Raw genomic sequence first — 23,436 nt, forward strand, 5'->3', positions numbered from 1 at the left:
CAATGAAACACCTACTACTTTTAACAATACTAATTTTCATAACCGCATGTGCGCCGTCTGGTCGCTACAGTATGCGTCATGACGCAGCGCCACTGCGCGCGCCATTGCCAGAAGAAATGCAAGATGTTGCGGTGACATCTGAAAAAAAGAGCATTTCTGCAAGCAGACCTTATGAAGTACGCGGCAAACGTTATCAGCCATTGCACAGTGAAGTAGGCTTCAGCCAAACTGGCGTTGCCTCTTGGTATGGGCGAAAATTCCATGGCTACGCCACATCTAATGGTGAGCCTTACGATATGTTCGCCATGACCGCAGCACATAAAACCTTACCGTTACCCAGTTTTGTGCGCGTTACCAATTTAGAAAATGGCAATACTGCAGTGGTACGCGTTAACGACCGCGGGCCATTTCACGATGACCGTATTATCGATTTATCGTACGCCGCCGCATATAAACTAGGCTACCATCGCAAAGGTACCGCGAAAGTAAAAATAGAAGCGCTAGTTCCGGAAACTAATCATCACAAAGCCTATATTCAAATTGCCGCTGCGCAAAGTATCGAGCACTTAGGTGTGCTTGCTAAAACGTTAACGGCAGAACATCAGGTAGACAGTAAAATTGTGAAAAAAGATGGAATTTATCGCTTGCGCCTTGGTCCAATCGACAATGCGCAAGTTGCGAAAGAATTACTCGATAAAATTAAGGCAAATAGCCATGAAAACGCATTCATGCTTTACAGTGACTGATTGCTTTAGGATAATTAACGCAAAATACCCAAAACTAATACAATTGACCCAAAGAGCCAATGAATCGAATTAAAAAAACAGTTATTGCTGCCATTGCAGCAGCGTCGTGCTTTTCACTGCAAGCACAAATCATCCCCGCGCCTCCTCAAATCAATGCCAAGGGCTATTTTTTAGTTGACTTCACAACAGGTAAAGTCATTGCCGAAGGTGAGGCTGACACTAAGCTAGCACCGGCAAGTTTAACCAAAATGATGACCAGCTATGTAATTGGTCTTGAGGTAGAAAACGGTAACATTTCACTTGATGATCAAGTTACCATCAGTGAAAGAGCGTGGGCAAAAAACTTCCCAGACTCATCAAAAATGTTTATCGAAGTAGGTAAACAAGTATCGGTAGAAGACCTAAACCGTGGCATTATTGTGCAATCAGGTAATGATGCGTGTGTAGCAATGGCAGAGCACATTGCAGGTAGCGAACCAGCATTTGCTGATTTAATGAATGCTCATGCACAAAAATTAGGTATGAGTAATACGCACTTTATCAACAGCCACGGTTTAGATACTACAGAGCACTATACTACGCCACGTGATATGGCAACCTTAGGTGTTGCACTCATTCGTGACGTACCTGCAGAGTACTCGCTATACGCAGAGAAGTCATTCACTTACAACGGCATTAAGCAGTATAACCGTAACTCACTGTTATGGGATGAAAACCTAAACGTTGATGGGATTAAAACAGGCCACACTAGCGAAGCTGGCTACAGCCTTGTAACCTCAGCTAAAAAAGGCAATATGCGTTTAGTATCAGTTGTTATGGGTACCAAGAGCGAACGTTCACGTGCAACAGAAAGCCGCAAATTACTTAACTACGGTTTCCGCTTTTTCGAAACAGTAACACCGTATAAAGCCGGTGACAGCTTTGCTGAGCAGCGTATTTGGATGGGCCACAAAGAGACGGTATCGCTAGGTATTTTAGAAGATACACCGATCACCATTCCTCGTGGTCAAATGAAAAACCTAAAAGCGAATTTCGAGCTAGACCAAACACTTGAAGCACCAATTAAAAAAGGTGTAAAAGTGGGTACTTTGTTCTTACAACTAGACGGTGAAGATATTGCACAATATCCACTAGTAACGTTAGAAGAAATTAACGAAGGTAGCTTCTTCAGCAAAATCTACGATTATATTCGTCTACAAATTAACAACTAATCTGTTAATTAATAAAAAAAGCGCCATTTGGCGCTTTTTTTATTTGTAAATTGGCAAAGACAGATAAACATTATTAATAAGCGTTTTTTTGAATTTATGATAGACTAGCGGGCATTTTCTTAGGGCCAGCTAAATGGTCGTAATAACCCTATAATTACTGAGGTGAAATGTGGTTAATCCGGTTAAAAATACTAAATTTGACGAGTTTTTAGAGTTCCCTTGTCCTTTTACTTTTAAAGTAATGGGCCTTGCAAATGTTGACTTAACCTCGCAAGTATTAACTGTGATGCAAAAGTTAGCGCCTGGCGACTACGCACCTAAAACCAAAGCAAGCAGCAAAGGTAATTATGAGTCTGTAAGTTTAGTTGCAACAGTCACCAGCAAAGAACATATCGAAACAATTTACACTGAGCTTGGCTCAATCGCAGACGTACGTTACGTACTGTAAGGCCTATTAATATGCCTAAATTGATCGTTCGACAGCTTAATCGCCAAGATTACGAGCCGGTATGGCAGGCAATGCAGGACTATACCGATACGCGCGACGAAAATGCCGCTGATGAAATTTGGTTGGTAGAACACAACCCTGTATTTACCCAAGGTCAAGCAGGCAAAGAAGAACACTTATTAATGACCGGTGATATTCCGGTAGTTAAAGTTGATCGTGGCGGCCAAGTAACTTATCACGGTCCAGGCCAACAAGTACTGTATGTACTGTTTAATTTACGTCGTCTCAAAATTGGTGTGCGCGAATTGGTTACGTGGCTTGAAGAAACGGTGATCGATACCCTAAATGATTTCGGTATCAAGGCGTACGCCAAAGCCGATGCGCCGGGCGTATATGTCGACGAAAAGAAAATAGCCTCTTTGGGTCTTCGCGTTCGTCGCGGCTGTTCTTTTCACGGTCTTGCATTAAATATCGATATGGATATGGAACCGTTTTTACGCATTAACCCGTGTGGTTATGCCGGAATGGAAATGCTACAAACCAAACAAATTAATGGCCCACAAACGCTAGAAGAAGCGTCAAGCGGGCTGGTAAAGCACCTAGTTAAAAAATTAGGTACCACTGAATATGAGCAAGTAGTAGGTTTTTAATCAATGAGTAAACCTGTAAAAATGCAACCGGGCGTAAAGCTTCGTGATGCGGAAAAAATGGCACTAATCCCCGTCAAGGTTATGCCAACTGAAAAAGAAGAAATGCTGCGCAAGCCAGAATGGCTAAAAATTCGTTTACCTAAATCAAGTGAACGTATTGACGGCATTAAAAGCGCAATGCGTAAGCATGGTTTGCACTCAGTATGTGAAGAAGCATCTTGTCCAAACTTGTCTGAGTGTTTTAACCACGGCACAGCCACCTTTATGATTTTAGGTGCAATTTGTACCCGACGTTGCCCGTTCTGTGATGTTGCCCACGGTCGACCGCTGAAGCCTGATGCACAAGAGCCAGAAAAGCTTGCCTTAACAATTAAAGATATGAAGCTAAGTTACGTTGTAATTACGTCTGTTGACCGTGATGACTTGCGTGACGGTGGTGCACAGCACTTTGCCGATTGTATTCGCGAAATTCGCAAGCACAATCCAGGTATTACGATTGAAATTTTAGTACCTGACTTCCGTGGTCGTATGGATAAAGCCCTTGAGATTTTAACCGAAACGCCACCTGATGTGTTTAACCACAACTTAGAAACGGCGCCGCGCCTTTATAAGCTTGCACGTCCAGGTGCTGACTACAAATGGTCTCTTGAATTACTGCGTCGCTTTAAAGAAGCTCACCCGAACGTTAAAACAAAATCAGGTTTAATGGTTGGCTTAGGCGAAGAAATTAGCGAAATTGAAGAAGTGTTGCGCGATTTACGTGAGCATAATGTAGATATGCTTACTGTGGGTCAGTACCTACAGCCTTCTAAGCACCACTTACCAGTTAAGCGCTACGTGCCGCCTGTCGAGTTTGATGCATTAAAAGACTATGCTGATGAAATTGGCTTCAGCCATGCAGCTTGTGGTCCGTTTGTACGCTCTAGTTACCACGCTGATTTACAAGCAGCAGGTAAAGAGGTTAAGTAACGAAAGCGCAAGCTAAATTACTTAAATAGATTACAAATAAAAGCCAGCATATGCTGGCTTTTATGTTTTATATTCGATTCATTTTTAATGCGTAACGAATGCAAAATGGCGCGATAAATCGATGAAATGGCTTAATGATTGCCATATACACTCGCCCTTTTAACGTTCTTAACTCCACCTCTGTCGCAACAATAAATTGACTTTGCGACACCCGTTTTACCGTTAGCCAAATTGCCATATTGGGCTCCTCACTGGTACTGACAACTTGCTCATCGCTTACCAATTGATAACGCAAAAACCCCGCGCTCTCGCCTGTTTTCATCGAGGTAAAACTACTTCCCATATTATTATCTGTTGCCAAAAAGCCAAACAGTGAGGCAACTTTGTTACGCAGTGTCAAAAGGCCTTTCACCCACTGTGGCAACTCAGCAAAAATAGCAAAATAAACCTGCTGTGCAGTTAAGTCAGCTTTGTTTGCAGTAAACATAAATGCGTCTTTGTAACACGCCCCGCAGCCTTTGCTAATAACACTTGGAAATTGAATTGCCGTAACTTTATTTTTTACCGATCTGCTGTTGTAAAAACGCATCTTTAAACGCCTTTTTTCCATCTTTAAAGCCTAAAATAAGTAGCAACAGCACTACTCCACCAGGCACTAAAACAGCCATAAGCAGCGGACCAACAACATAGCTATAACAAAAGATAAACGGCAGAAAAATAACCGAGCCAAGTAATCGTTTTAAATGTTCCATACTCACTCCTAAAATTAATTGAGCGCGCTCATTTTATTGTTGAGCACGCTCAAAAATCAACAACAATTTTTATTGCGTTAATTTATAAAGCTGGTGTAATAGCACATGTACTGGAGGAAAACGTGTCAAAAAAAGAACAAACAAAACAACTTATTCTTACAACTGCATGGCTGCTTTTTAAAGAAAATGGATACCAAAATACCAGCACGCGCGATATTGCTATGGCGTCTGGTGTTGCCAACGGCACAGTATTTAGTCATTTCAAAAGTAAAATAGACATATTAAAAGCGGGATTTTCAGACCAATTAGATGAAGTACTGTTAAACGCCAGCAAAAAAGATAAAAGCCATACTGCAATTGAACGTATGTCGCACTATGCTAAAGCGCTCTACCCGTTTTACTTATCTCAGCGCGAGTTTAGTCGAGAGTTACTTGGCACGATTATGTGGCAACACAGTGAACTAGCCCCTCAGTTAGCACGATTTAAAGACCAACTAATACACGATAACAACGCAAATGCACATCATGCTGATGTGATCATTGATCTTTATTTTATGACCTTGCTATACGGGCTAAATCACCCTGAAATAAATGAAAATGAATTAGTTACACAACTTGAAAAAAAGCTGAGTTTGCTCAATGTACCTAACTAACATTCAGGTCAACTAAAATAAGTTAAGCTAGGCAGCATTAAGCAAAAGTTAATAATAGCGCTAATAAAATACGCGGTGTTGAACTTGCAAAGAGCAAAGCTCAACACGCACTTGTGTAAGTCCACTTAATTTCGTTAAACAAGATAAAGGAACTACTATGAATCGCTTTGCTAAACCTTTGTTTTTATGTTCACTTATTGCCACCAGCACAATTACATTAACCGCGTGTCAATCTGCCCCTGAAGTACAGCAATCAACAATGCGCACCTTAAATACGGAAGTATTTTATTTAGACCGAAGCATGTTGCCGCCTAATGCCGAGTTAACAGTAACGCTTGAAGATGTATCCAAGATGGACGTTGCCGCGACCGTGATCAGTAGTAAATTAACCACGCTCGATACTGCGCCACCTTATCGCGTTGCATTGACTTATGATGAAGCACTTATCAAAGACAACATGCGTTACAACGTACGTGCGCAGATCCGAAAAGACGGTAAATTATTGTATACCACGACACAATCAAATAACCCGTTTGTAAATAACAGCGATCCGCTACGACTAAAACTGACTAAAATCGCCCCAACAATCAAACCAGATGTACCGCTGACAAATACTTATTGGAAAGCCACCATGTTACAAGATGCTCAAGTGAATACACCAGAAGGTGCACGAGAAGTCTTTGTGCAGTTAAAATCCGGTGGTAATGCACGTGGATTTGCTGGCTGTAATAACTTTATGGGTGGCTATGTAGCAAAAGAGTTTGGCCTGCGCTTTAAAGGCATGGCCAGTACTATGATGATGTGCCAAGGTACGGCGAACACCGTTGAAAGTGCAATGCATCAAGTATTGCAAGATACCTTTGAATACAAAATAAAGGGTGAATCATTAACCTTATTTAACGAGAAAAAAGAAAAAATTGCTCAGTTTAGTGCCGTATATTTTAACTAATTAAAGCTTGCTTAATACATAAAAAAAGCCGCATTTTGCGGCTTTTTTTATTCTTCAACGAGTTGTTCGCTACGGTAAAAACCACCGTCATCCGATAACAAGGAAACAAGTTCTGGTAAACATGCGTCCATGGTTTTTTTCAATGTCCATGGTGGGTTTATCACAATCATGCCTGAGGCCGTCATACCTAATTCATCACTATCTGCGCTCGTCGCAAGCTCAAATAACTGAATATTGCGAACACCCGATGCAATAAGCCCCTGCTCCATTTTTTCAATGCGCTCGCGTGTTACTACAGGATACCAAATCATAATGGTGCCGCTGTTAAATCTCGCGTTGGCTTTTTTAACGGTTTTAACAACTTGCTCGTAATCTGACTTTATTTCGTAAGGAGGGTCTATTAATACGCAACCACGTTTTGCCTGCGGTGGTAGTAAACCTAATAATCCTGAAAATCCGTTTTCTTTACGAACATAGGTTTGCTTGCGACGCGTGCTAAGCTCAGCCATATTGTTTTTTAAGCTTTCGCTGTCTTGCGGGTGCAATTCGAATAACCAGCGCTTGTCGCTATCACGTAACAAGCTGTCAGCAACAAGTGGCGAACCTGGGTAGAATTCAAGCTCCCCTTTATTAAACTGTTTTACACGCTCAACATAATTTGCAATTGCTTGATTGTCACCTGTGTATTGCCATAACTTAGCAATTCCATCTAAATACTCTTGCGTTTTTTGGGCGTCTGCATTGGCTAAACGATAAATGCCAACACCTGAGTGGGTATCAATATATTCAAGTGGCTTATCTTTTTGCGTAAGATAAGTAAGCGTTTCAATTAATACTAAATGTTTAATAACATCAGCAGGGTTACCTGCATGAAAAGAGTGACGATAGCTAAGCATATACAGCCCTAAACGTAAATTTGCTGCATTATAACTCTTTTATACATGTTTTACGGGTAGATTTTGTGCAGTTGAACGATTTTAGCTAAATTTCCTTGAACTTAGCCTTGCTATCGCCATCCAATACCCATATTTACATATTACTGTCACATTTATTCATTATTATTTAAGGCGTGCCATTATGAGCGACAATTTATACTCTACGCTACATTCGTTAGTTGACCAATTAATCTCCCAAAACCAAACCCTAAAAGAAGAAAAGCAAGCGCTTGAAACTGCGTTAGCCAAAGCAAAAGACGAGCTTGAAACATCACAGCTTGAATTAATGGAGCTTGAAGAATCGAGCAGCTCACAAGCAGCTTCTTTAAACGAACTTGTTACTAAGCTCTCGCAAGCGGCAAATTAATTTATGGCGCAAGGTGATAATCAGGGCCTCGCAATAACCTTACTTGGCAAGCAACATATGATTGCTTGCCCAAAAGGCAAAGAAGATGAGCTGCTTGCTGCAGCCAACCGTTTAAACGATGAGTTAAACGAATTTAAACAGCGTGCACACACCAAAAGCGATGATAAAGTATTGCTGATGGTCGCTTTGAATCTTTGTCACCAATTACTCAGTGCTGACGCGCAATATACCAAGCAAATGAACCAACTGATTGTTAAGTTGTTGTCAGCAGTCGAATAATATATCTCAGATTGTTCTGGAAATTATTTTACTATTGCGATATTAATGTCACACCTTTAACCGCTAAAAACCGTTGGCCATGCAAAAATCTCAACTATTTGGCATCAAACTACTCGTTATTAGTTTAGTATTTTTTGTCATTTTAATTGTAGATGCAGTGGTTATTTGCCAGCTTTTAAATACGCAAAACTCGGTAACTGTGTTACAAGTTCAATTGTGGGGAAGCTGTTTGGTAGCAGGTGGTATTGTGAGTGGCATTTCGCTTTTACAGCTCAAAAAAATCAGCGCAATGCGTGCATCAAGCTATTTAATTATGGCCTTGATTTTTATAGCCTTACCCTTTGTTTTTGCGACAAGCCCTTATTCTGTAACAAGTTTTTTTAACTTCTTTTAAATCTTACAGTTATCAATTTTTTGCTTTTTTGTCATTTCTGATACTTTTTTCTTGTCTACACTTAAACCAAGTTTTCCTGAAAAGGCATGCTGGTTATGTATCGCTCACCCGAGTTAAAAGGTCTATTGCTATCGCTGTTAATTGCATTAGTAGCACCAACTGTATCTGCCGTGAGCGACAAATCGAATATTTGGCAACTTATTGCTGAAAATAGACAACTAGCAAACCTATCACACCCGCGAATTGACGATAAATTACACTGGTATTCGCAACAATCGTTTTATGCCAGCAATATTTCATTGCGTGCAAAGCCATACTTACCCTATATAGTTGCAGAGCTTAAAAAACGGAATATGCCGATAGAATTAGCCTTACTGCCCATTGTTGAAAGTGATTTTCGTATGACTAAATCACAAAAAGGCGCGGCGGGAATTTGGCAGCTTATGCCACTGATTGCACAGCATTATAATGTGCCAATTAACGGATATTACGATGGCCGCTTTGACTTAGCCCTTTCAACCCATGCTGCGCTGAGTTATTTAAACGAACTATATGTGACTTTTGACAATGACTGGTTGTTAGCAATCGCTGCCTATAACTGCGGTGAGGGTAAAGTAAAAGAAGCAATACGTATAAATAAACTTAACGCTAAACCGGTAGATTTTTGGCATTTGCCATTACCGCAAGAAACCAAAGATTATGTACCTAAGCTATTAGCAATTAATAAACTAATTGCGAACAATCCGTCGTTTTTTCCACCTGTGGAAAGCACATCCCCTACTCGTATCATCGATGTAGAGCAGCCCTTTTCCATTATTGTAATTGCGGAACTACTCCAAGTGCCAAGCGCGGAAATATTAAAACTAAATCGCGCCTATATCGCCGATAAAAGTGCACCGAATGGCCCCTTTCACTTGCTGCTACCTAAAAAGCTCGGCATCACACTAAAACAAGTATTGTTGTTTAGCCGCTATGGTAAAGATAAAGGATACACAGTTAAAAAAGGGGACTCTTTATACCGGCTAGCAAACCTCACTAACACGTCAATTTCAAAGTTAAAAGCGCTTAATCGTTTAACAACAGATGTATTGTATATTGGGCAGCGTTTAATCTTACCCGCCAGCAGTAAAAGCATGCCGAGTTTAGTGCGTGAATATGCCATTAGCCGTTACATCAAACGGGCAAAACCGGAAATCGAAAGATTAGAAGTATCCTACCAGGTTAAACCAAGCGACTCCCTTTGGCATATTGCGACTTTATTTGATGTTACCATCAAGCAACTGCGCGATTGGAATGCTTTGCCGCGAAAAGGCATTATAAAACCAGGGCAAGAATTAAAAATTATTATTACGCAAGCTAAAGCGGCGCCGCAAAACATCCTTACATCTGGCGATATCACCGAGCAACTGCCCTACTTTTCAATTAGCCATACTGCGACATTAAACAATTGATTTTCGCGTCTTAATCTGAATTCATATATACTGCGAAAAATTGTTAAATTTAGGATTATTATGCAAATAGCAAAAGACGCCGTTGTTGAATTTCATTACACCGTTTTTGAAGGTGACACTCAGTTAGAATCAAGCAAAGATGGCTCTCCGCTAGCTTACCTTCATGGCCATGAAGGCATGTTACCAGGTTTAGAAAATGCGCTTGATGGCAAAGCAGCTGATGAGAAATTTAGCGTTGAGCTTGAAGCTAAAGACGCGTACGGCCCACGCCACGATAATGCAGTTCAGCGTATTCCTTTAAAACATTTGCAAGGTGCTAAAGTATGGAAGCCAGGCATGACTGCCGTTGTGCATACCGATCAAGGTCAACGCCAAGTGACAATCATTAAAGTTGGTCGCTTTAACGCTGATTGTGATTTAAACCACCCATTTGCCGGTAAAGATTTAACCTTTAATATCGAAGTTGTATCAGTACGCGAAGCAACAAGCGAAGAGTTATCGCACGGTCATGTGCATGGCGCTGGCGGTTGCGGCCACTAAATTATGAGTAAAGTAGCAGTAGTTACTGGCGGTAGTAAAGGCATTGGCCTTGCTACCGTTTCGCGATTAATTGACGATGGTTATACCGTATACAACCTTGATATTAGCCATTCAGACGTCGGGCATTTTATCGACTGCGATGTGAGCAATGTTGATGCGGTTGCCAACGTGATTGCAAATATAGGGCAACAACATCAATCAATTGATGTGGTTGTATCTAATGCAGGTCGCCACCTTTCAGCTAACATCGAGAACACGTCTGAACAAATGCTAGATGAGCTATTTTCGTTGAATGTGAAAGGCGCGTTTAGCCTAATTAAGCATGCGCTACCTTTTATGAAACAAAACGGCGGCGCAATTGTGCTAGTAGCGTCTGATCAAGCGCTTATTGGTAAGCGAAACTCCTTCGCATATAACTTATCTAAAGCGGCACTTGCCTCAATGGCACGTACCACCGCGTTAGACTATGCCGAATATAACATTCGTGCCAACGCTGTTTGTCCAGGTACCATTGAAACACCGCTTTATCATGTAGCTATCGATAGTTACTGTGAAAAAAGCGGCGCCAACAAGGCCGAAGTACACGCTGAAGAAGAAGCACTACAACCGCTTAACCGTTTAGGTCAGGCGAATGAGGTAGCAGATTACATTGGCTTTTTGGTCAGTGATAAGGCGACATTTATCACCGGTAGCTTGCAGGTTATTGACGGTGGATACACAGCGCAATAACGCCATATTCGACCCTCACCTTCATCTTTTTGATTTAGATGAGGGTGATTATTTTTGGCTCAAAAATGCACTGCCCCCTTGGCCAAAAATTAGTTTTATTCAACGCAATTTCACACCAGTCGATTTAAAACTACCGGCACATTTTCAGCTTGACGGCTACGCGCATATTGAAGCGGGTTTTAATAATGCTCACCCCGCGGCCGAAATCGCCTTTTTAGAACAAAAATACAAATGCGCGCATTGTGCGATAAGTTATGCGCAGATTGACCAAGACCCGCATACTTTTAAAGAGCAAATTCAGGATTTTTCACGCTATGCTACGTTTGTTGGTATTCGTGATATTAGTGAAGGTGCGGATGCCAAGCGATTATTAAAGCCAGAAGTCGCAAGCAACTTTTCCCTGCTTGAAAGCCATCAGTTAATCTTTGAGGCGCAGTTTGAACTTCACCAACACCCTATCACAAAGCGCTTATGTGATTTAGCAAAAGCATGTCCAACATTAAATATTGTGTTAAATCACGCAGGTCTGGTTACACCTGAATCGTTTGACGATTGGCACACGGCAATCAAAAAACTGGCACGCTTTGAAAATATCTCAATAAAGTACTCTGGGTTTGAAATGATCGATTTGCCATTAAGCGATCCATTTAGAAAAACGGTGTTGACCACACTAGTTACGCATTTTGGCGAAAACCGCGTTATGTTTGCCAGTAACTTTCCAATTTGTTTAATGACATCAAGTTATGCCTCGCTTTGGCAACATTATTACGGCCTATGTCCTAATAAAGCACTGTGGCAAAAGCTCAGTTTTGCTAACGCGAAGCGAATATATCAGATACAGAAATAGCGATAGCTAACCAGCTCTCAGGTTAACTCTTACGAGATATTTGCTAGAGCCTTGTTAGCGTGATGCCACGCATAGTCATGTAATTTCCAATGATTCGGTGACCAGCCATTTAAAAAGCGCACAAAGTCGGCCCACACAACGCTATAGAGCGCTAACCAGCACGATAAGATTTGCGTACCACTCGGCTTAGCAAACACGTCACAATACTTTAAAAACGCCGTTTGATAATAAAGTAGCAACTCATGCTCAACAGCATATAATTGCTCACTGGTAAATGCGCTACTGAGTAACAACATTACGTCTTGTATACCAATGCCTTTGCCAACATACTGAAAGTCATACCCTGCAACGGTATTTTGCGACATCATAAAGTTAGCAATTTTAGCATCGCCATGAACAAGTGTTTGATACGGACAGCTCCCTAATTGATTATCTAACTCTGTCGCTGCCGCTTTTAACGCCGTATGCGACATTGCGTTTAATTCATCAGGACGCGTCGCAAGATGCCAATAACCACCTTGCTGCCATAGCTTGTCGTCACTGACATTAATATTTTGCGCATGAAAACACGCTAACCAATCAAGAATCCCTTTAACCGCTGAGACATCATCTTCGGCTATGGCTTCAAACCCCGCTGATGCTAAATCACTGAGCAGTAAATACTGTGTATTATCAGCTTCCAGAAACCCTAAAAATTGTGGCGTGACGACATTTAGCTTGTTGCTATAGTGACGATAAAAATATTGTTCATTGCGATAAGAATTTAGCTTTCGAGCAGATGCAAAGTCACTATTCCAGCCCTTTGGGTGGTGTATTTCAGTTGGCTTGCAAATGGATTTTACTACCACCGATTCATCATTTTTTGCAAACGAAATACGATGCAGTGCACCAAAGCCACTCCAAACTGTTTTAAAGGTATCTACTTGGCAAATATTTGGCTTGCCAAGAGTTTGGCATATTTGCTGTTGAATGGTGTCATTTAGCATAGCGTAACCGATATTATCAAATCGCATACACGCTACCATATTGCAAAAAAAAGAGCAGCAAATGCCGCTCTTTTGTTCAACGAGTAACAATTAGAAATTTTGCTTAGTTGCTTTGTAGCGCAGTGTCACATTTGCATACGGTAAAATACCACGCAGACGGAAATACCACTTACCCTCTTCAGGCTTGTCTAGCGTACATGTTTCGTTGCTGCCCCATAAATATGGACGACAATCATATTTAAAGAAGTTAGGCTGTTTACCGTGGCGCACATATAAATCTGCTTCGCCATCGCCTTCAATTGACACTTCTAACGTATCAAAACCCGCTGGCAGTTCAATAGTACGGTGATCCCACCAGAACCAACCAGATAGGTTTTCAAATGTACCTTCAATAACTGTTGGCGCTGGGCGTGTATCAAAGTCAATTACGATTGGGTCGTGATCAGATGCACGATAAGCGTGATCGGCATATAAACTTGCTAGGTGCTTATCTGACTTGTATTCCATGTTGTAGTCAAGTGAAACTGGCTCGTCAGCATTGATATGCCAATCTTGAATACCAACTACTTTGTCATACATGCTGCTTGATGCAAAAGCGTGATCTAAACTACCAATACGACCTTGATAAACATACGAGTAATCACGTGTATGGCCAAAGCGTTGCTTTTTAATGTTTACAAAACCATTGTTAACAAATGCATAGATTGGATCTTCTTCACCATACGCGTTCATATCGCCAAGAATAACCATATCTTCATCAGCAACAGTAGTTGGATTAGTCGCTAACCACTCATTCAGTTTATTAACTGCGTTAACGCGAGTTTGGTTCCAACAACCTTGACCGTCTTTTTGGTCTGCATCTAAACCTTCTGCTTTTCTACAGCTACCTTTAGAACGTAAGTGAGTAACCACTACAGAGAAGTTTTCTTTAGTTAGCTTATCAGTAAAGGTTTGCATTACTGGTGGACGGTTTCCGTAATCAAACGGAACTGCTTCAGTGAACGCAGCTGTGCCTATTTCTGCCACTTTGTTACTGCGATAAATAATCGCCGACATAATTGCGTCGCCACCGACCTGCTCCGTGTTTAAATTAACAAAGGCATAGGTATCGTTTGCTTGAGCAGCATTGAGTGATGCAACTAAATCAGCAATTGCACTTAAATCAGAAAAACCATCGTTTTCCATTTCAAGTAAACCAATCACATCTGCATCTAGCGCTAAAATTGCACTCACTGTTTTTGCTTTTTGACGTTCAAATTCTTCTGCTGTATCTGCACCACGAGGCGTTGGGAAACCACCGCCTTGGCCGTCACCATTGAAGTAATTAAGTACGTTAAAGCTAGCAATACGTAAATTACTGTTTTCAACAACGTCTGGTGCTTCGCTACGCTCATTTTCTGCTATAAAATTTGGTGTTGTTGTTGGGTGAATACGGTACTGGCTATAGCCATAGCCAAGCACACCAGTAAGGCCATTTACTTTATCGCCTAGACGCAATGTATTGTAAGCATCAAGTTCTGGCGTTGGGTATGGGATCACCTCAGGGTTTTGCGCGCTTGAACCATCATCTAATGTAATAGATTTAAGCTTGTTTTCAGCCTCTACTGCATTTGCAGCATCACCAGGTAGGGCAACTTGTGTGCTTTGGAATAAACGTTCTGTGCCAAGTTTTAACTCGCCATAGCGTGAAAGACCATAAGTGTCATTTACAACTAGTTCATTAGATACACTTACAAGCATACCTTCATACGCTTCTAAGCCACCTTCAGCTGGTAGTGTTATTTCTGTGGCGCTGTAACTTTCTGTGCCACACACTTTAAGATCACCAACATAAGCAAGTTGAGTTTGCCCATATTTTTCTTCTACTTTTGCACGTAGTTTTACAACATCACCTTGTGCTACTTCAGTTTTGTTGTAATAAACAAAAATACCTTCTGATGTGGTTAAGTCACTATCTTGGTCAAATGACTCTTCTTGTAAGAAAAAGCCTTTTAACTGATTGTCACCTTGCAGGCTTACAGTAACAACTGCTTGCACTTCAACTGTTTCGCCAACAAGCGAGCTCGCATCACCATTACCTTGAATAGCACTAATAAGAGTTGCATCACCACCGCATTCAACTGGGTCCGGCTCTTCTGTTTGCTGATTGTGACTACCTATATTTGAAAAATCATCTTTTGGCAATGCCATCCATTCAAGTTCGCCATCAAACGCTGCAAATGCATCTGTACGGCCAGATTTTACAGATTCTAATCTAACTAATGAACGGTCTTGAGTGCGTACATCGCCGCTTACCCAAGCTGAGCCTGGATCGACACCAATTTGGCCTAAGCTATCAACCACAGTGTCGCTGTTAGTTAATGTAACCGCGTCATCACCGTTAAACCAACTGCCATCAGTATCAAGCTGCGCTTTTGCTTTTAACGCTTCCGCTGCACGTGAGTGTGCAACAACATAAGTAGTGTTAGGTGCAAGTTCACCAGCAAGCGTAATGGTACGGCCAATTTCCGTCTTACCATTGAAATAAAAGTTTAGTGCGTAAGTTGATAAATCAACTGCGGTATCGCCAGCATTGTAAACTTCAACCGCTTTATTGTAGCTGCCGCCTTCAACGTATTCCGAAATGATCACATTCGCATTGGCACTGGCTGTTGCCAAGGCAATTGCGCTTGCCAAAAGTGTTTTCTTTAACATTAGTATTGTTCCCGATTTTGTTTTACCCGACTAAGGAACATCGTATGCTAGGCATATAAAGTGACAAATCAATTACAAAATAGTGTTTATTTACAGTGATTTACGATTAATTTAACATTTTTGAAACATTTAAAAATGAAAGGACGAATGTCCGGTGTTTTAGCTATTTTTAGGAATAAGAAAAGAATATCAATTCCCAAATGGAATTAGCGTTACTTATTTTTAATTCTATTCGGACATATGACCTTGCTGCTACCAATGAAAAATTCATGGCGATACTATTAGCCGTTTTATTGTATTTAGTTCGCAAGAAATTTATAACAAACAGCAAACTTTACACCGTACCTTTTGTATAAAAAAAGCTGATAAACCTATAACGTTTTTTACCTTTTCGCAGAATAAAATCACATATCGTTGTGACCTAAACCACTTCAGCCCACTATGTAAAACCAAACTCACTAGCGTGACTCATTTTCTTAAGAGCTTGATAGCACACGCTCTAAAAAAGCTTTTAGGTAAACTGCAGGCATAAAAAACGCCTAAGCATACACTCAAGCGTTTTCTTTAAATCTAGAATGGCACAGAGGGAGGGATAAACTTAAATACCTCCCTGTATTTACCCGCTTCGCGGCGCCTTCGCGGTTCAAATTATTCCCGATAATGTGTCGAACCCTAGTCGAGGGCCTCACCCCCCTGACATAATGCGGGCATAAAAAAACGCCTGAGCATACACTCAAGCGTTTTCTTTAAATCATTATGGCGGAGAGGGAGGGATTCGAACCCTCGATAGGGGTTAACCTATACACGAGTTCCAGTCGTGCGCCTTCAGCCACTCAGCCACCTCTCCGCATTACACTGCCTTGCAATGTGTGGCGTATCTTATGCAAAGCCTTGATTGTAAGCAAGTACTTTTTAGAACACTGATTATGAGTGCCTAAAATTACAACACATTAAGTATTGTTTGTCGTTGCCAACTTTAACGATGAAGAAAAATCTAGCATGCGATTAAGCGAACGTAGCGCGCCTTCACGAAGCTCCATATCAACAAACACTTCTTTACCGCTTGCATCAAGTAATGCCTCTTCAATCGCTTTTAGGCCATTCATCGCCATCCAAGGACAGTGCGCACAGCTACGGCATGTTGCACCTTCACCTTGAGTTGGTGCTTCAAAGAATTCTTTTTCAGGGCACAGTTGCTGCATTTTATAAAAAATACCGCGATCTGTTGCCACGATGAACTTTTGATTGTCCATCTCTTGCGCTGCTTTAATTAACTGGCTAGTTGACCCTACCGCATCAGCTAAATCAACAATTTCTGCAGGTGACTCTGGGTGCACTAATACCGCAGCATCAGGGTGCAGGGCTTTCATATCTTTTAGCGCTTTAGTTTTGAATTCATCGTGAACGATACATGCGCCATTCCACATGATCATATCTGCGCCAGTTTGCTTTTGAATATACGAGCCTAAGTGTTTATCAGGGCCCCAAATAATCTTGTCGCCTTGCTCGTCAAGGTGCTCAACAATTTCAAGTGCACAACTTGAGGTAACAATCCAATCTGCGCGAGCTTTAACTGCTGTTGAAGTATTTGCATACACCACCACTTTGCGATCTGGGTGCTGATCGCAAAACGCTGAGAACTCATCAATTGGACAACCAACGTCCAGTGAACACGTTGCTTCTAGCGTTGGCATCACGACTGTTTTTTCTGGCGTTAATATTTTGGCTGTCTCGCCCATAAAGCGCACACCTGCAACCACAATGGTTTTTGCTGGGTGTTTACTACCAAAACGCGCCATTTCTAACGAGTCTGCAACACAACCTCCGGTTTCTTCAGCCAGGGCTTGAATTTCAGGATCGGTATAATAGTGTGCCACTAATACTGCATCTTTCTCTTTCAGAAGTGATTTAATACGTTCTTTATACGCCTGCTTTTCATCGTTTGATAAAGGGGCTGGCTTGGGAGGAAAAATATAATCCTCAGGCATAATTTGTTCAGCTAAGCTCATATTCTCGACCGTGAACTGCTACAGGAAATTGGCGCGCATTATACTGAAAATGGCAACTGAATGACAGTTTTGTGATTGATAAAATAACGCGATGTATATAATTAAGAAATATAAATAAGATATGAATGGTGGGTCATGATGGACTCGAACCATCGACCAATGGATTAAAAGTCCACTGCTCTACCAACTGAGCTAATGACCCGCTCATAGAATGCGTATTGCATATAGAAAGGTCTTTGAATGGTGGGTCATGATGGACTCGAACCATCGACCAATGGATTAAAAGTCCACTGCTCTACCAACTGAGCTAATGACCCGCTCAAAGAGAAGGCTTAGAAAATGGTGGGTCATGATGGACTCGAACCATCGACCAATGGATTAAAAGTCCACTGCTCTACCAACTGAGCTAATGACCCGCTCTAAGCAAGTGCATTTCGAATGGTGGGTCATGATGGACTCGAACCATCGACCAATGGATTAAAAGTCCACTGCTCTACCAACTGAGCTAATGACCCGCTCAATTCCCATAAGGGAAATACTCGAAGTGCAAAAATCTGAATGGTGGGTCATGATGGACTCGAACCATCGACCAATGGATTAAAAGTCCACTGCTCTACCAACTGAGCTAATGACCCAATCAGATTTTTTGCGCAGCGTTTTTGTCTTTCGTAACAAGCGGCTGCGGGCGCTTATAATACTTATTTAAAAAATGAGTGCAACCTAAAATTACGGTTTTTTTAAGTTTTGTGACTCAGTTGGCTAATTTTATACCAACAAATTAAGATTAGCCTAAAAAGTGATAATGTTTTCACTTTTCGTTTACAAATAAGTGGTGTTGCGAGTCTTAATTAAGACTCGCTAATTTTTCAACAGCCAACTTCGCAGGGGTTGAATCAGGGTATTGTGCCACTAAATCGTTTAAGATTTTTTTCGCACGTACTGTTTCACCTTCTTTTAAATAGGTGTTTGCAAGTTTCAGCATGGCATCTGAACGCTTATTTGAGTCAGGAAAACCATTCACTAAACTTTCAAAATGCGTAAGTGCACCTTTGCTGTCATTTTTAATTGTCAGCAATTGCCCTAACCAATAGTGCGCATTAGGCACATAAACTGAATCAGGGTAGTTTGTTAAGAATGCTTTGAACTCAGGGATCGCATCATCATAGCGTTTATCTTGCATAATGAGTTGTACAGCGCGATCGTAAGCATCATTCTCAGACAAGTTGTTGCTCATTGTGCCAGAGCTAACATCCGAAGTTGTGTCTGCTACTTGGGTCGGTGCGCTATAACTCGATACACGCGTTTCAATTTCTTGATACAGCTCACGCTGACGTTGCAGCACTTTTTCCAATTGGTAGCCTTGCTCTTCGGTAACACCGCGTAGCTGACTTACTTCATCTTGTAATGATTCCAATTGCTGCTGCAATTGAAGAAATTGTACATTTCGATTTGCAACCATGCGCTCTAAAGTTTGTAAACGCGTTTCAAGTGCTGTCGATGACATGCTTGAACTTGCGCCTACCTCAGAAACAGGAGCGGGAGCAGCCAGTAACTGACTGCTCCCGCTAAGAAACATGGTTGCCAAAATAACTTTCGGCTTAATCATATTATCTTCTATATTAGTATACTAAAACTGCGCGACGGTTTTTCGCGAAAGCATCTTCAGTACGTGTTTTAACCATTGGCTTTTCTTCACCGTAGCTAACTACTGAGATTTGGCTTTCCGCAACACCTAGGCTTTGTAGGTATTTAGATACAGCTTCACCACGACGCTCACCTAGTGCGATATTGTACTCAGGAGTACCGCGCTCATCAGCGTGACCTTCAACAAGTACTTTAACACTTGGGTTCTTAACTAAGAAATCAGCGTGTGCTTGAAGTAACTCAACGTAATCACTGCGAACTGTTGATTTATCAAAGCCAAAGTAGATGATTTGCTCTTGACGAAGCGCTTCATATTTTTCTGCAAGAATTTCTTCTGGCGTCTTTTCTTTAGCAACAGTTTCAACTTGTACTGTTTCTTCTTGACTTTGGTTGCTTTGATTCGCAGATGTATCTTCTTCAACAGTTGAAGATGAGCTACAAGCAGCTAACGTCATTACAGGCACTGCAATGAGTAGGCTTTTTAGTAGTTTGTTAAGTTGCATTGAGTTGATTCCTTTTTTAAAAGTCTAACCTGTAATCTTTACAAAAATGGCGACCACGCGGGTGCCTTAACTTCACCTTCCGCTACCGGTAGGCGAGCTTTAAACCGTCCATCCATTGATACCAATGCAAGGACCTGTTTATTATTATGTAACGTACTATAGATAATCATTGAGCCATTTGGCGCAATGCTTGGTGATTCATCTAAGCGAGTACGTGTTAACACACTGAAGTCACCTGATTTTAATTCTTTTTTAGCAATATGGTATCGACCTAAGGTACGATTTACCATCACCAAGCTATTACCATCAGGCGTGATTGAACCCGCTAAATTCATATCACCGTCAAAAGTAAGTCTTCTTTTCTTACCAGTTGCTAAATTTACGCTATAAATCTGAGCATTACCAGCCCTTTCCGACGTAAAAATGATTTCTTTACCGTTTGGATGCCAGCTTGGCTCAGTGTCGATACTTCTGTGTCTTGTAATGCGGCGTGCTTTCTTACTTTTCAAGTCCATTACATAGATTTCAGTCGCACCATTTTTGTCTTTAGACAGCACCATTGCTAGCTTATTACCGTCAGGCGAAAATCGTGGCGCACCATTGATGCCTTTAAAGGTTGTTAAGCGCTCGCGTTTACCGGTGTAAATATCTTGAATATAAATCTGGCTCTGGCGATTTTCGAATGTTACGTACGCCAGCTTTGTGCCATCTGGTGACCACGTTGGCGACATTAGCGGTTCTTTCGAACGCAATAGCGTTTGCTCGTTGTAACCGTCGTAATCTGCAATCACTAATTGATATGGACGATCTTCATTTTCACGTACAATTACATACGCAATTTTAGTTAAAAACGCACCGCGCTCACCGGTAAGCGCTTCGTATACCACATCGCTAATACGGTGACCGTAACGGCGGAAACTATCGCTACCAATTACGGTTTGACGCGCATCTAAAATATGGTCTTCCGAATTAACTAAGCGGCCTTTACTTAAAATCTTTGTATCGCCACCTGTAATTTGGCCGCGAATAACATCAATTAGTTGATAGCTCACTAAGTAACGGTCGCCCATTTGTTCGGTAATGCTACCAACTAAAATGGCTTCAACACCTTCAGAAACCCACGCGCTGTAATCTACTTCTAAATCCGTTGTTGGCTGCTGCGGCATATTAGCCGGCGCCACTGGATTAAAACGACCACTGCGACGTAAGTCGGCAGCAATCACGTCTGTAATGTTGCTGGGCGCGATACCATTTCCGCTATATTTAAATGGCACGATACCAATCGGGCGTGCTGAATCGACACCTTCGGTAATTACAATTTCAAGAGCGGCGTTCGCTGCTGTACTCACTAATAGCACAACCAACAAAGCCCATTTTTGTAATGCGCTAATCATGTTATCCCTTAAATATCTGGTTTAATGGTTAAGTTAATGTTTTTAAGTTTTTCAAAAACCGCTTTGTCTTTAGACACTGGCAATGTATCGGCTCTGCGTACTGCACGAATACTGGCTTCACACACTTGTTTATCGCCGCTAAGCGCTTCCACTTGTGTTACTAAACCGTTAAACGCAAGGCGCAAGTTAAGACGACATTGCTTGCCTTTCATGCTGTCTTCTAACAATAAGTTTTGCTGGATTTTAGCGATAATAAGCGCGGTGTATTTTTCTACTTCAGAAAGTACTTGTGCTTGCTTAGCGCGACTGCGCGCTGCAGCTTCCGCGGCAAGTTGCTCTTGCATCATTTTTTCAGCGAGTGCTTTTTGACGCGCAGCTTCGGCATCGGCCTTACGTTTGGCCTCCGCTTTTTTCAGTCTTTCTTCTTCAGCTTTGCGTTTTTTCGCAAGTGCTTCGGCTTTTTTCTTCGCTTCTGCCGCTTTTTTCTGTTCAGCTTGCTGCTTTTTCTTCGCTGCTCGCGCTGCAGCTTCTGCTTTTTTCTTTTCTCTTTCTTTACGCACGCGCTCTTTTTCAAGCTTTGCGATACGTCTTGCCTCTTCTTCACGCTTCTTTTTAGCGTTTGCAGCACGACGTTCTAAGTCACGAATGCGTTTTGCCTCAGCCGCTTTTTTATCTGCTTCTTGCTTTTTTAGTTCGTTAATGCGCTTTTCTACGGCTTTATTATCAACCGACACGGCCTCAACGGCTTTTTGCTCTGGCTTAACGGGAGCATTTAAGGTGACTTCCATTACTTGTGGCGTTGATGGCTGTAACCAGTTGCCAATAACAAGCGCGACAATAATGCCAATATGCAAAGCTGATGATTTTACCAGGGCAGATTTAAAGTCGTTTTTCATAATTACTGCTCAAAAGACTCCGTCATCAATCCCACCGACGGTACGCCCGCTTTTTTAAGAAAATCCATTAACAGTAACACTTCTTGATAAGTTACCTTACCATCGCCTTTTAACATTACTGGGGTTTTTGGGTCTTTATCTAACGCCAATTTAACTTGGGCAGCAATATCAACCGCTTCCATTGGCGCTTCTGGATCAATACCAATGCTGGCATAGTAATTACCATCAGCATCGATTGATACCACAATTGGCGGTGTTTCCGTGGCTTCAACAAGCTCCGACTGGTCCATCTGTGGTAAATCAACTTTAACACCATGGGTGATCACAGCCGCTGTCGCCATAAAAATAATAAGTAAAACCAACATAACGTCTATATAAGGTACTACGTTGATTTCGGCGACCGGACGACGTTTTTTACGTTGGTACATTAGTTTGCTTCCACTTTTGCCACAGCTTGGCGATGAAGAATATTAGAAAACTCTTCCATAAAGTTGCCGTAAGACGACTCTACTTTTTCTACTGTGTGTGAAAAACGGTTAAACGCGATAACAGCAGGAATTGCAGCAAATAAACCCATTGCAGTTGCAATCAACGCTTCTGCGATACCAGGCGCAACCATCTGTAATGTTGCCTGTTTTACTGAGCCAAGTGCGATAAATGCGGTCATAATCCCCCAAACCGTGCCAAACAGACCAATGTATGGGCTAATTGAACCAACGGTTGCAAGGAATGATAAGCTTGATTCTAATTTTTCCACTTCACGAGACAGCGTTACACGCATTGCACGGTGCGTGCCATCTAAAATAGAACCTGGTGATGCATGATTGTTTTTTGCAAGGCGTGCATATTCTTTAAAACCAGCAGTGAACATTGCCTCTAGGCCATCAAGTTCATTACGGGCAGACAGTTCCGCATACAATTTACTTAAATCGACACCCGACCAAAATTTGTCTTCAAACTTTTTAGCATTCGTTTTTGCCGCTGTTAGCGCTTTTCGACGTTGAATGATCATAGCCCAAGAAAAAATAGACATTAATACCAAAGTCAACATTACAAGTTGCACCAAAAAGCTCGCTTTAAATATTAAGTCAATAATTGAAATTTCGGTGGCCACTGCTCACTCCTGAAATGATTGATAGTCAAGGGTTAGTTCGTTTAGTGCTTGGAAAGTTCCCTTGTTAGTATGAGATTTAGTTTAACCATACTAATACCTGCATACAATGGCTAGACAGTAAGAATCACGTCAACTGAACAAAAAAAACACACAAATTAACTTTATGATACTAAATGATGATTTTATAACGCACTAAACATTCAAAAACATAACGTTTATTCACTAAATATGAATAAATACTCAAAACCTGAAATATACAAATCACCAAAACAATAA

26 protein-coding genes and 6 tRNA genes are annotated in these 23,436 nt (G+C 41.4%); 14 read left to right on the forward strand and 18 right to left on the reverse strand.

The annotated features are described in order from the left end of the window. Positions 1 to 2: 2 nt before the first annotated feature. The 5 genes from L1068_RS17040 to lipA all read left to right on the forward strand — a co-directional run bounded on the left by L1068_RS17040 (position 3) and on the right by lipA (position 4,024). Entirely contained in the window at positions 3 to 746 is a 744-nt protein-coding gene (locus tag L1068_RS17040; protein WP_237131211.1) for a septal ring lytic transglycosylase RlpA family protein, read from the forward strand. Between the two features lie 59 nt (positions 747 to 805). Next, entirely contained in the window at positions 806 to 1,957 is a 1,152-nt protein-coding gene (locus tag L1068_RS17045; RefSeq protein ID WP_237131212.1) for a serine hydrolase, read from the forward strand. A 169-nt stretch (positions 1,958 to 2,126) separates the two neighbouring features. Then, the gene (ybeD, locus tag L1068_RS17050) at positions 2,127 to 2,405 is read left to right on the forward strand and encodes a DUF493 family protein YbeD (protein WP_010560415.1); all 279 of its coding nucleotides are present in this window, start codon (positions 2,127 to 2,129) and stop codon (positions 2,403 to 2,405) included. Positions 2,406 to 2,410: 5 nt separating this feature from the next. Continuing rightward, positions 2,411 to 3,055: a lipoyl(octanoyl) transferase LipB gene (gene lipB / locus L1068_RS17055; RefSeq protein ID WP_105171611.1), complete on the forward strand. Its 645-nt coding sequence runs from the start codon at positions 2,411 to 2,413 to the stop codon at positions 3,053 to 3,055. Between the two features lie 3 nt (positions 3,056 to 3,058). Continuing rightward, positions 3,059 to 4,024: a lipoyl synthase gene (lipA, locus tag L1068_RS17060; protein ID WP_054978448.1), complete on the forward strand. Its 966-nt coding sequence runs from the start codon at positions 3,059 to 3,061 to the stop codon at positions 4,022 to 4,024. Positions 4,025 to 4,091: 67 nt separating this feature from the next. Here the strand turns inward: lipA and L1068_RS17065 are convergent, their stop codons facing one another. Further along, positions 4,092 to 4,613, reverse strand: a complete 522-nt coding sequence (locus L1068_RS17065) for a DUF2867 domain-containing protein (protein WP_237131213.1) — start codon at positions 4,611 to 4,613, stop codon at positions 4,092 to 4,094. Then, complete coding sequence (locus tag L1068_RS17070; protein WP_237131214.1) at positions 4,579 to 4,776, reverse strand: hypothetical protein; 198 nt, start codon at positions 4,774 to 4,776, stop codon at positions 4,579 to 4,581. Before L1068_RS17070 ends, L1068_RS17065 begins: the two co-directional genes overlap by 35 nt. A gap of 122 nt (positions 4,777 to 4,898) precedes the next feature. Between L1068_RS17070 and L1068_RS17075 the strand changes: the two genes are divergently transcribed. Together L1068_RS17075 and L1068_RS17080 are read left to right on the forward strand one after the other, a co-directional pair. Next, a complete protein-coding gene (locus L1068_RS17075) occupies positions 4,899 to 5,429 on the forward strand; it encodes a TetR family transcriptional regulator (RefSeq protein ID WP_237131215.1) in 531 nt (176 codons plus the stop codon). Between the two features lie 157 nt (positions 5,430 to 5,586). Beyond that, positions 5,587 to 6,378 (forward strand): META domain-containing protein, encoded by a 792-nt coding sequence (locus tag L1068_RS17080; protein ID WP_237131216.1) that lies wholly within the window; start codon positions 5,587 to 5,589, stop codon positions 6,376 to 6,378. A gap of 47 nt (positions 6,379 to 6,425) precedes the next feature. Here the strand turns inward: L1068_RS17080 and rlmJ are convergent, their stop codons facing one another. Next, positions 6,426 to 7,274, reverse strand: coding sequence for a 23S rRNA (adenine(2030)-N(6))-methyltransferase RlmJ (gene rlmJ, locus L1068_RS17085; RefSeq protein ID WP_237131217.1), 849 nt, complete (start codon positions 7,272 to 7,274; stop codon positions 6,426 to 6,428). A gap of 181 nt (positions 7,275 to 7,455) precedes the next feature. Here rlmJ and L1068_RS17090 point away from each other — a divergent pair, with 181 nt between their 5' ends. The 7 genes from L1068_RS17090 (at position 7,456) to L1068_RS17120 (ending at position 11,920) form a co-directional block, all read left to right on the forward strand. Next, positions 7,456 to 7,680, forward strand: coding sequence for a hypothetical protein (locus L1068_RS17090; RefSeq protein ID WP_054978442.1), 225 nt, complete (start codon positions 7,456 to 7,458; stop codon positions 7,678 to 7,680). A 3-nt stretch (positions 7,681 to 7,683) separates the two neighbouring features. Beyond that, complete coding sequence (locus L1068_RS17095; RefSeq protein WP_237131218.1) at positions 7,684 to 7,959, forward strand: cell division protein ZapA; 276 nt, start codon at positions 7,684 to 7,686, stop codon at positions 7,957 to 7,959. A 79-nt stretch (positions 7,960 to 8,038) separates the two neighbouring features. Next, a complete protein-coding gene (locus L1068_RS17100) occupies positions 8,039 to 8,353 on the forward strand; it encodes a hypothetical protein (protein ID WP_010560425.1) in 315 nt (104 codons plus the stop codon). 95 nt (positions 8,354 to 8,448) lie between these two features. Next, positions 8,449 to 9,804 (forward strand): LysM peptidoglycan-binding domain-containing protein, encoded by a 1,356-nt coding sequence (locus tag L1068_RS17105; RefSeq protein WP_237131219.1) that lies wholly within the window; start codon positions 8,449 to 8,451, stop codon positions 9,802 to 9,804. Between the two features lie 60 nt (positions 9,805 to 9,864). Beyond that, positions 9,865 to 10,344: a peptidylprolyl isomerase gene (locus L1068_RS17110; RefSeq protein ID WP_010560427.1), complete on the forward strand. Its 480-nt coding sequence runs from the start codon at positions 9,865 to 9,867 to the stop codon at positions 10,342 to 10,344. A gap of 3 nt (positions 10,345 to 10,347) precedes the next feature. Next, on the forward strand, positions 10,348 to 11,073 hold the full coding sequence (locus L1068_RS17115; RefSeq protein ID WP_237131220.1) for an SDR family oxidoreductase: 726 nt from the start codon (positions 10,348 to 10,350) through the stop codon (positions 11,071 to 11,073). After that, positions 11,054 to 11,920 carry an amidohydrolase family protein gene (locus tag L1068_RS17120; protein WP_237131221.1) on the forward strand — a complete coding sequence of 289 codons (867 nt, stop codon included), beginning with the start codon at positions 11,054 to 11,056 and terminating at the stop codon, positions 11,918 to 11,920. Before L1068_RS17115 ends, L1068_RS17120 begins: the two co-directional genes overlap by 20 nt. 29 nt (positions 11,921 to 11,949) lie before the next feature. Here L1068_RS17120 and L1068_RS17125 read toward each other — a convergent pair whose 3' ends face one another. The 15 genes from L1068_RS17125 to tolQ all read right to left on the reverse strand — a co-directional run bounded on the left by L1068_RS17125 (position 11,950) and on the right by tolQ (position 23,160). Continuing rightward, positions 11,950 to 12,933 (reverse strand): phosphotransferase, encoded by a 984-nt coding sequence (locus L1068_RS17125; RefSeq protein WP_237131222.1) that lies wholly within the window; start codon positions 12,931 to 12,933, stop codon positions 11,950 to 11,952. Positions 12,934 to 12,996: 63 nt separating this feature from the next. Continuing rightward, positions 12,997 to 15,600 (reverse strand): ExeM/NucH family extracellular endonuclease, encoded by a 2,604-nt coding sequence (locus L1068_RS17130; protein ID WP_237131223.1) that lies wholly within the window; start codon positions 15,598 to 15,600, stop codon positions 12,997 to 12,999. 757 nt (positions 15,601 to 16,357) lie between these two features. Continuing rightward, positions 16,358 to 16,447: transfer RNA gene (locus tag L1068_RS17135), tRNA-Ser, on the reverse strand. Positions 16,448 to 16,550: 103 nt separating this feature from the next. After that, the gene (gene nadA / locus L1068_RS17140; RefSeq protein WP_237131224.1) at positions 16,551 to 17,609 is read right to left on the reverse strand and encodes a quinolinate synthase NadA; all 1,059 of its coding nucleotides are present in this window, start codon (positions 17,607 to 17,609) and stop codon (positions 16,551 to 16,553) included. A 126-nt stretch (positions 17,610 to 17,735) separates the two neighbouring features. Beyond that, positions 17,736 to 17,811, reverse strand: a tRNA-Lys gene (locus L1068_RS17145). A 39-nt stretch (positions 17,812 to 17,850) separates the two neighbouring features. Next, positions 17,851 to 17,926 (reverse strand) — tRNA-Lys (locus L1068_RS17150). A gap of 23 nt (positions 17,927 to 17,949) precedes the next feature. After that, positions 17,950 to 18,025: transfer RNA gene (locus tag L1068_RS17155), tRNA-Lys, on the reverse strand. A gap of 23 nt (positions 18,026 to 18,048) precedes the next feature. Further along, positions 18,049 to 18,124 (reverse strand) — tRNA-Lys (locus tag L1068_RS17160). 44 nt (positions 18,125 to 18,168) lie between these two features. Continuing rightward, positions 18,169 to 18,244, reverse strand: a tRNA-Lys gene (locus tag L1068_RS17165). A 209-nt stretch (positions 18,245 to 18,453) separates the two neighbouring features. Next, positions 18,454 to 19,212, reverse strand: a complete 759-nt coding sequence (gene ybgF / locus L1068_RS17170; protein WP_054978471.1) for a tol-pal system protein YbgF — start codon at positions 19,210 to 19,212, stop codon at positions 18,454 to 18,456. 16 nt (positions 19,213 to 19,228) lie between these two features. Next, positions 19,229 to 19,756: a peptidoglycan-associated lipoprotein Pal gene (gene pal / locus L1068_RS17175; protein ID WP_054978433.1), complete on the reverse strand. Its 528-nt coding sequence runs from the start codon at positions 19,754 to 19,756 to the stop codon at positions 19,229 to 19,231. A gap of 38 nt (positions 19,757 to 19,794) precedes the next feature. Then, entirely contained in the window at positions 19,795 to 21,150 is a 1,356-nt protein-coding gene (gene tolB / locus L1068_RS17180) for a Tol-Pal system beta propeller repeat protein TolB (protein WP_010560437.1), read from the reverse strand. Between the two features lie 8 nt (positions 21,151 to 21,158). Then, the gene (tolA, locus tag L1068_RS17185; RefSeq protein ID WP_237131225.1) at positions 21,159 to 22,046 is read right to left on the reverse strand and encodes a cell envelope integrity protein TolA; all 888 of its coding nucleotides are present in this window, start codon (positions 22,044 to 22,046) and stop codon (positions 21,159 to 21,161) included. Between the two features lie 2 nt (positions 22,047 to 22,048). Further along, positions 22,049 to 22,474 (reverse strand): protein TolR, encoded by a 426-nt coding sequence (gene tolR, locus L1068_RS17190; protein ID WP_237131226.1) that lies wholly within the window; start codon positions 22,472 to 22,474, stop codon positions 22,049 to 22,051. Further along, positions 22,474 to 23,160, reverse strand: a complete 687-nt coding sequence (tolQ, locus tag L1068_RS17195; protein WP_054978430.1) for a protein TolQ — start codon at positions 23,158 to 23,160, stop codon at positions 22,474 to 22,476. The genes tolR and tolQ overlap by 1 nt, the downstream gene beginning before the upstream one ends. Positions 23,161 to 23,436 lie beyond the last annotated feature (276 nt).

It is taken from the genome of Pseudoalteromonas sp. MMG024 (assembly GCF_021654175.1).
Classification (GTDB): domain Bacteria; phylum Pseudomonadota; class Gammaproteobacteria; order Enterobacterales; family Alteromonadaceae; genus Pseudoalteromonas.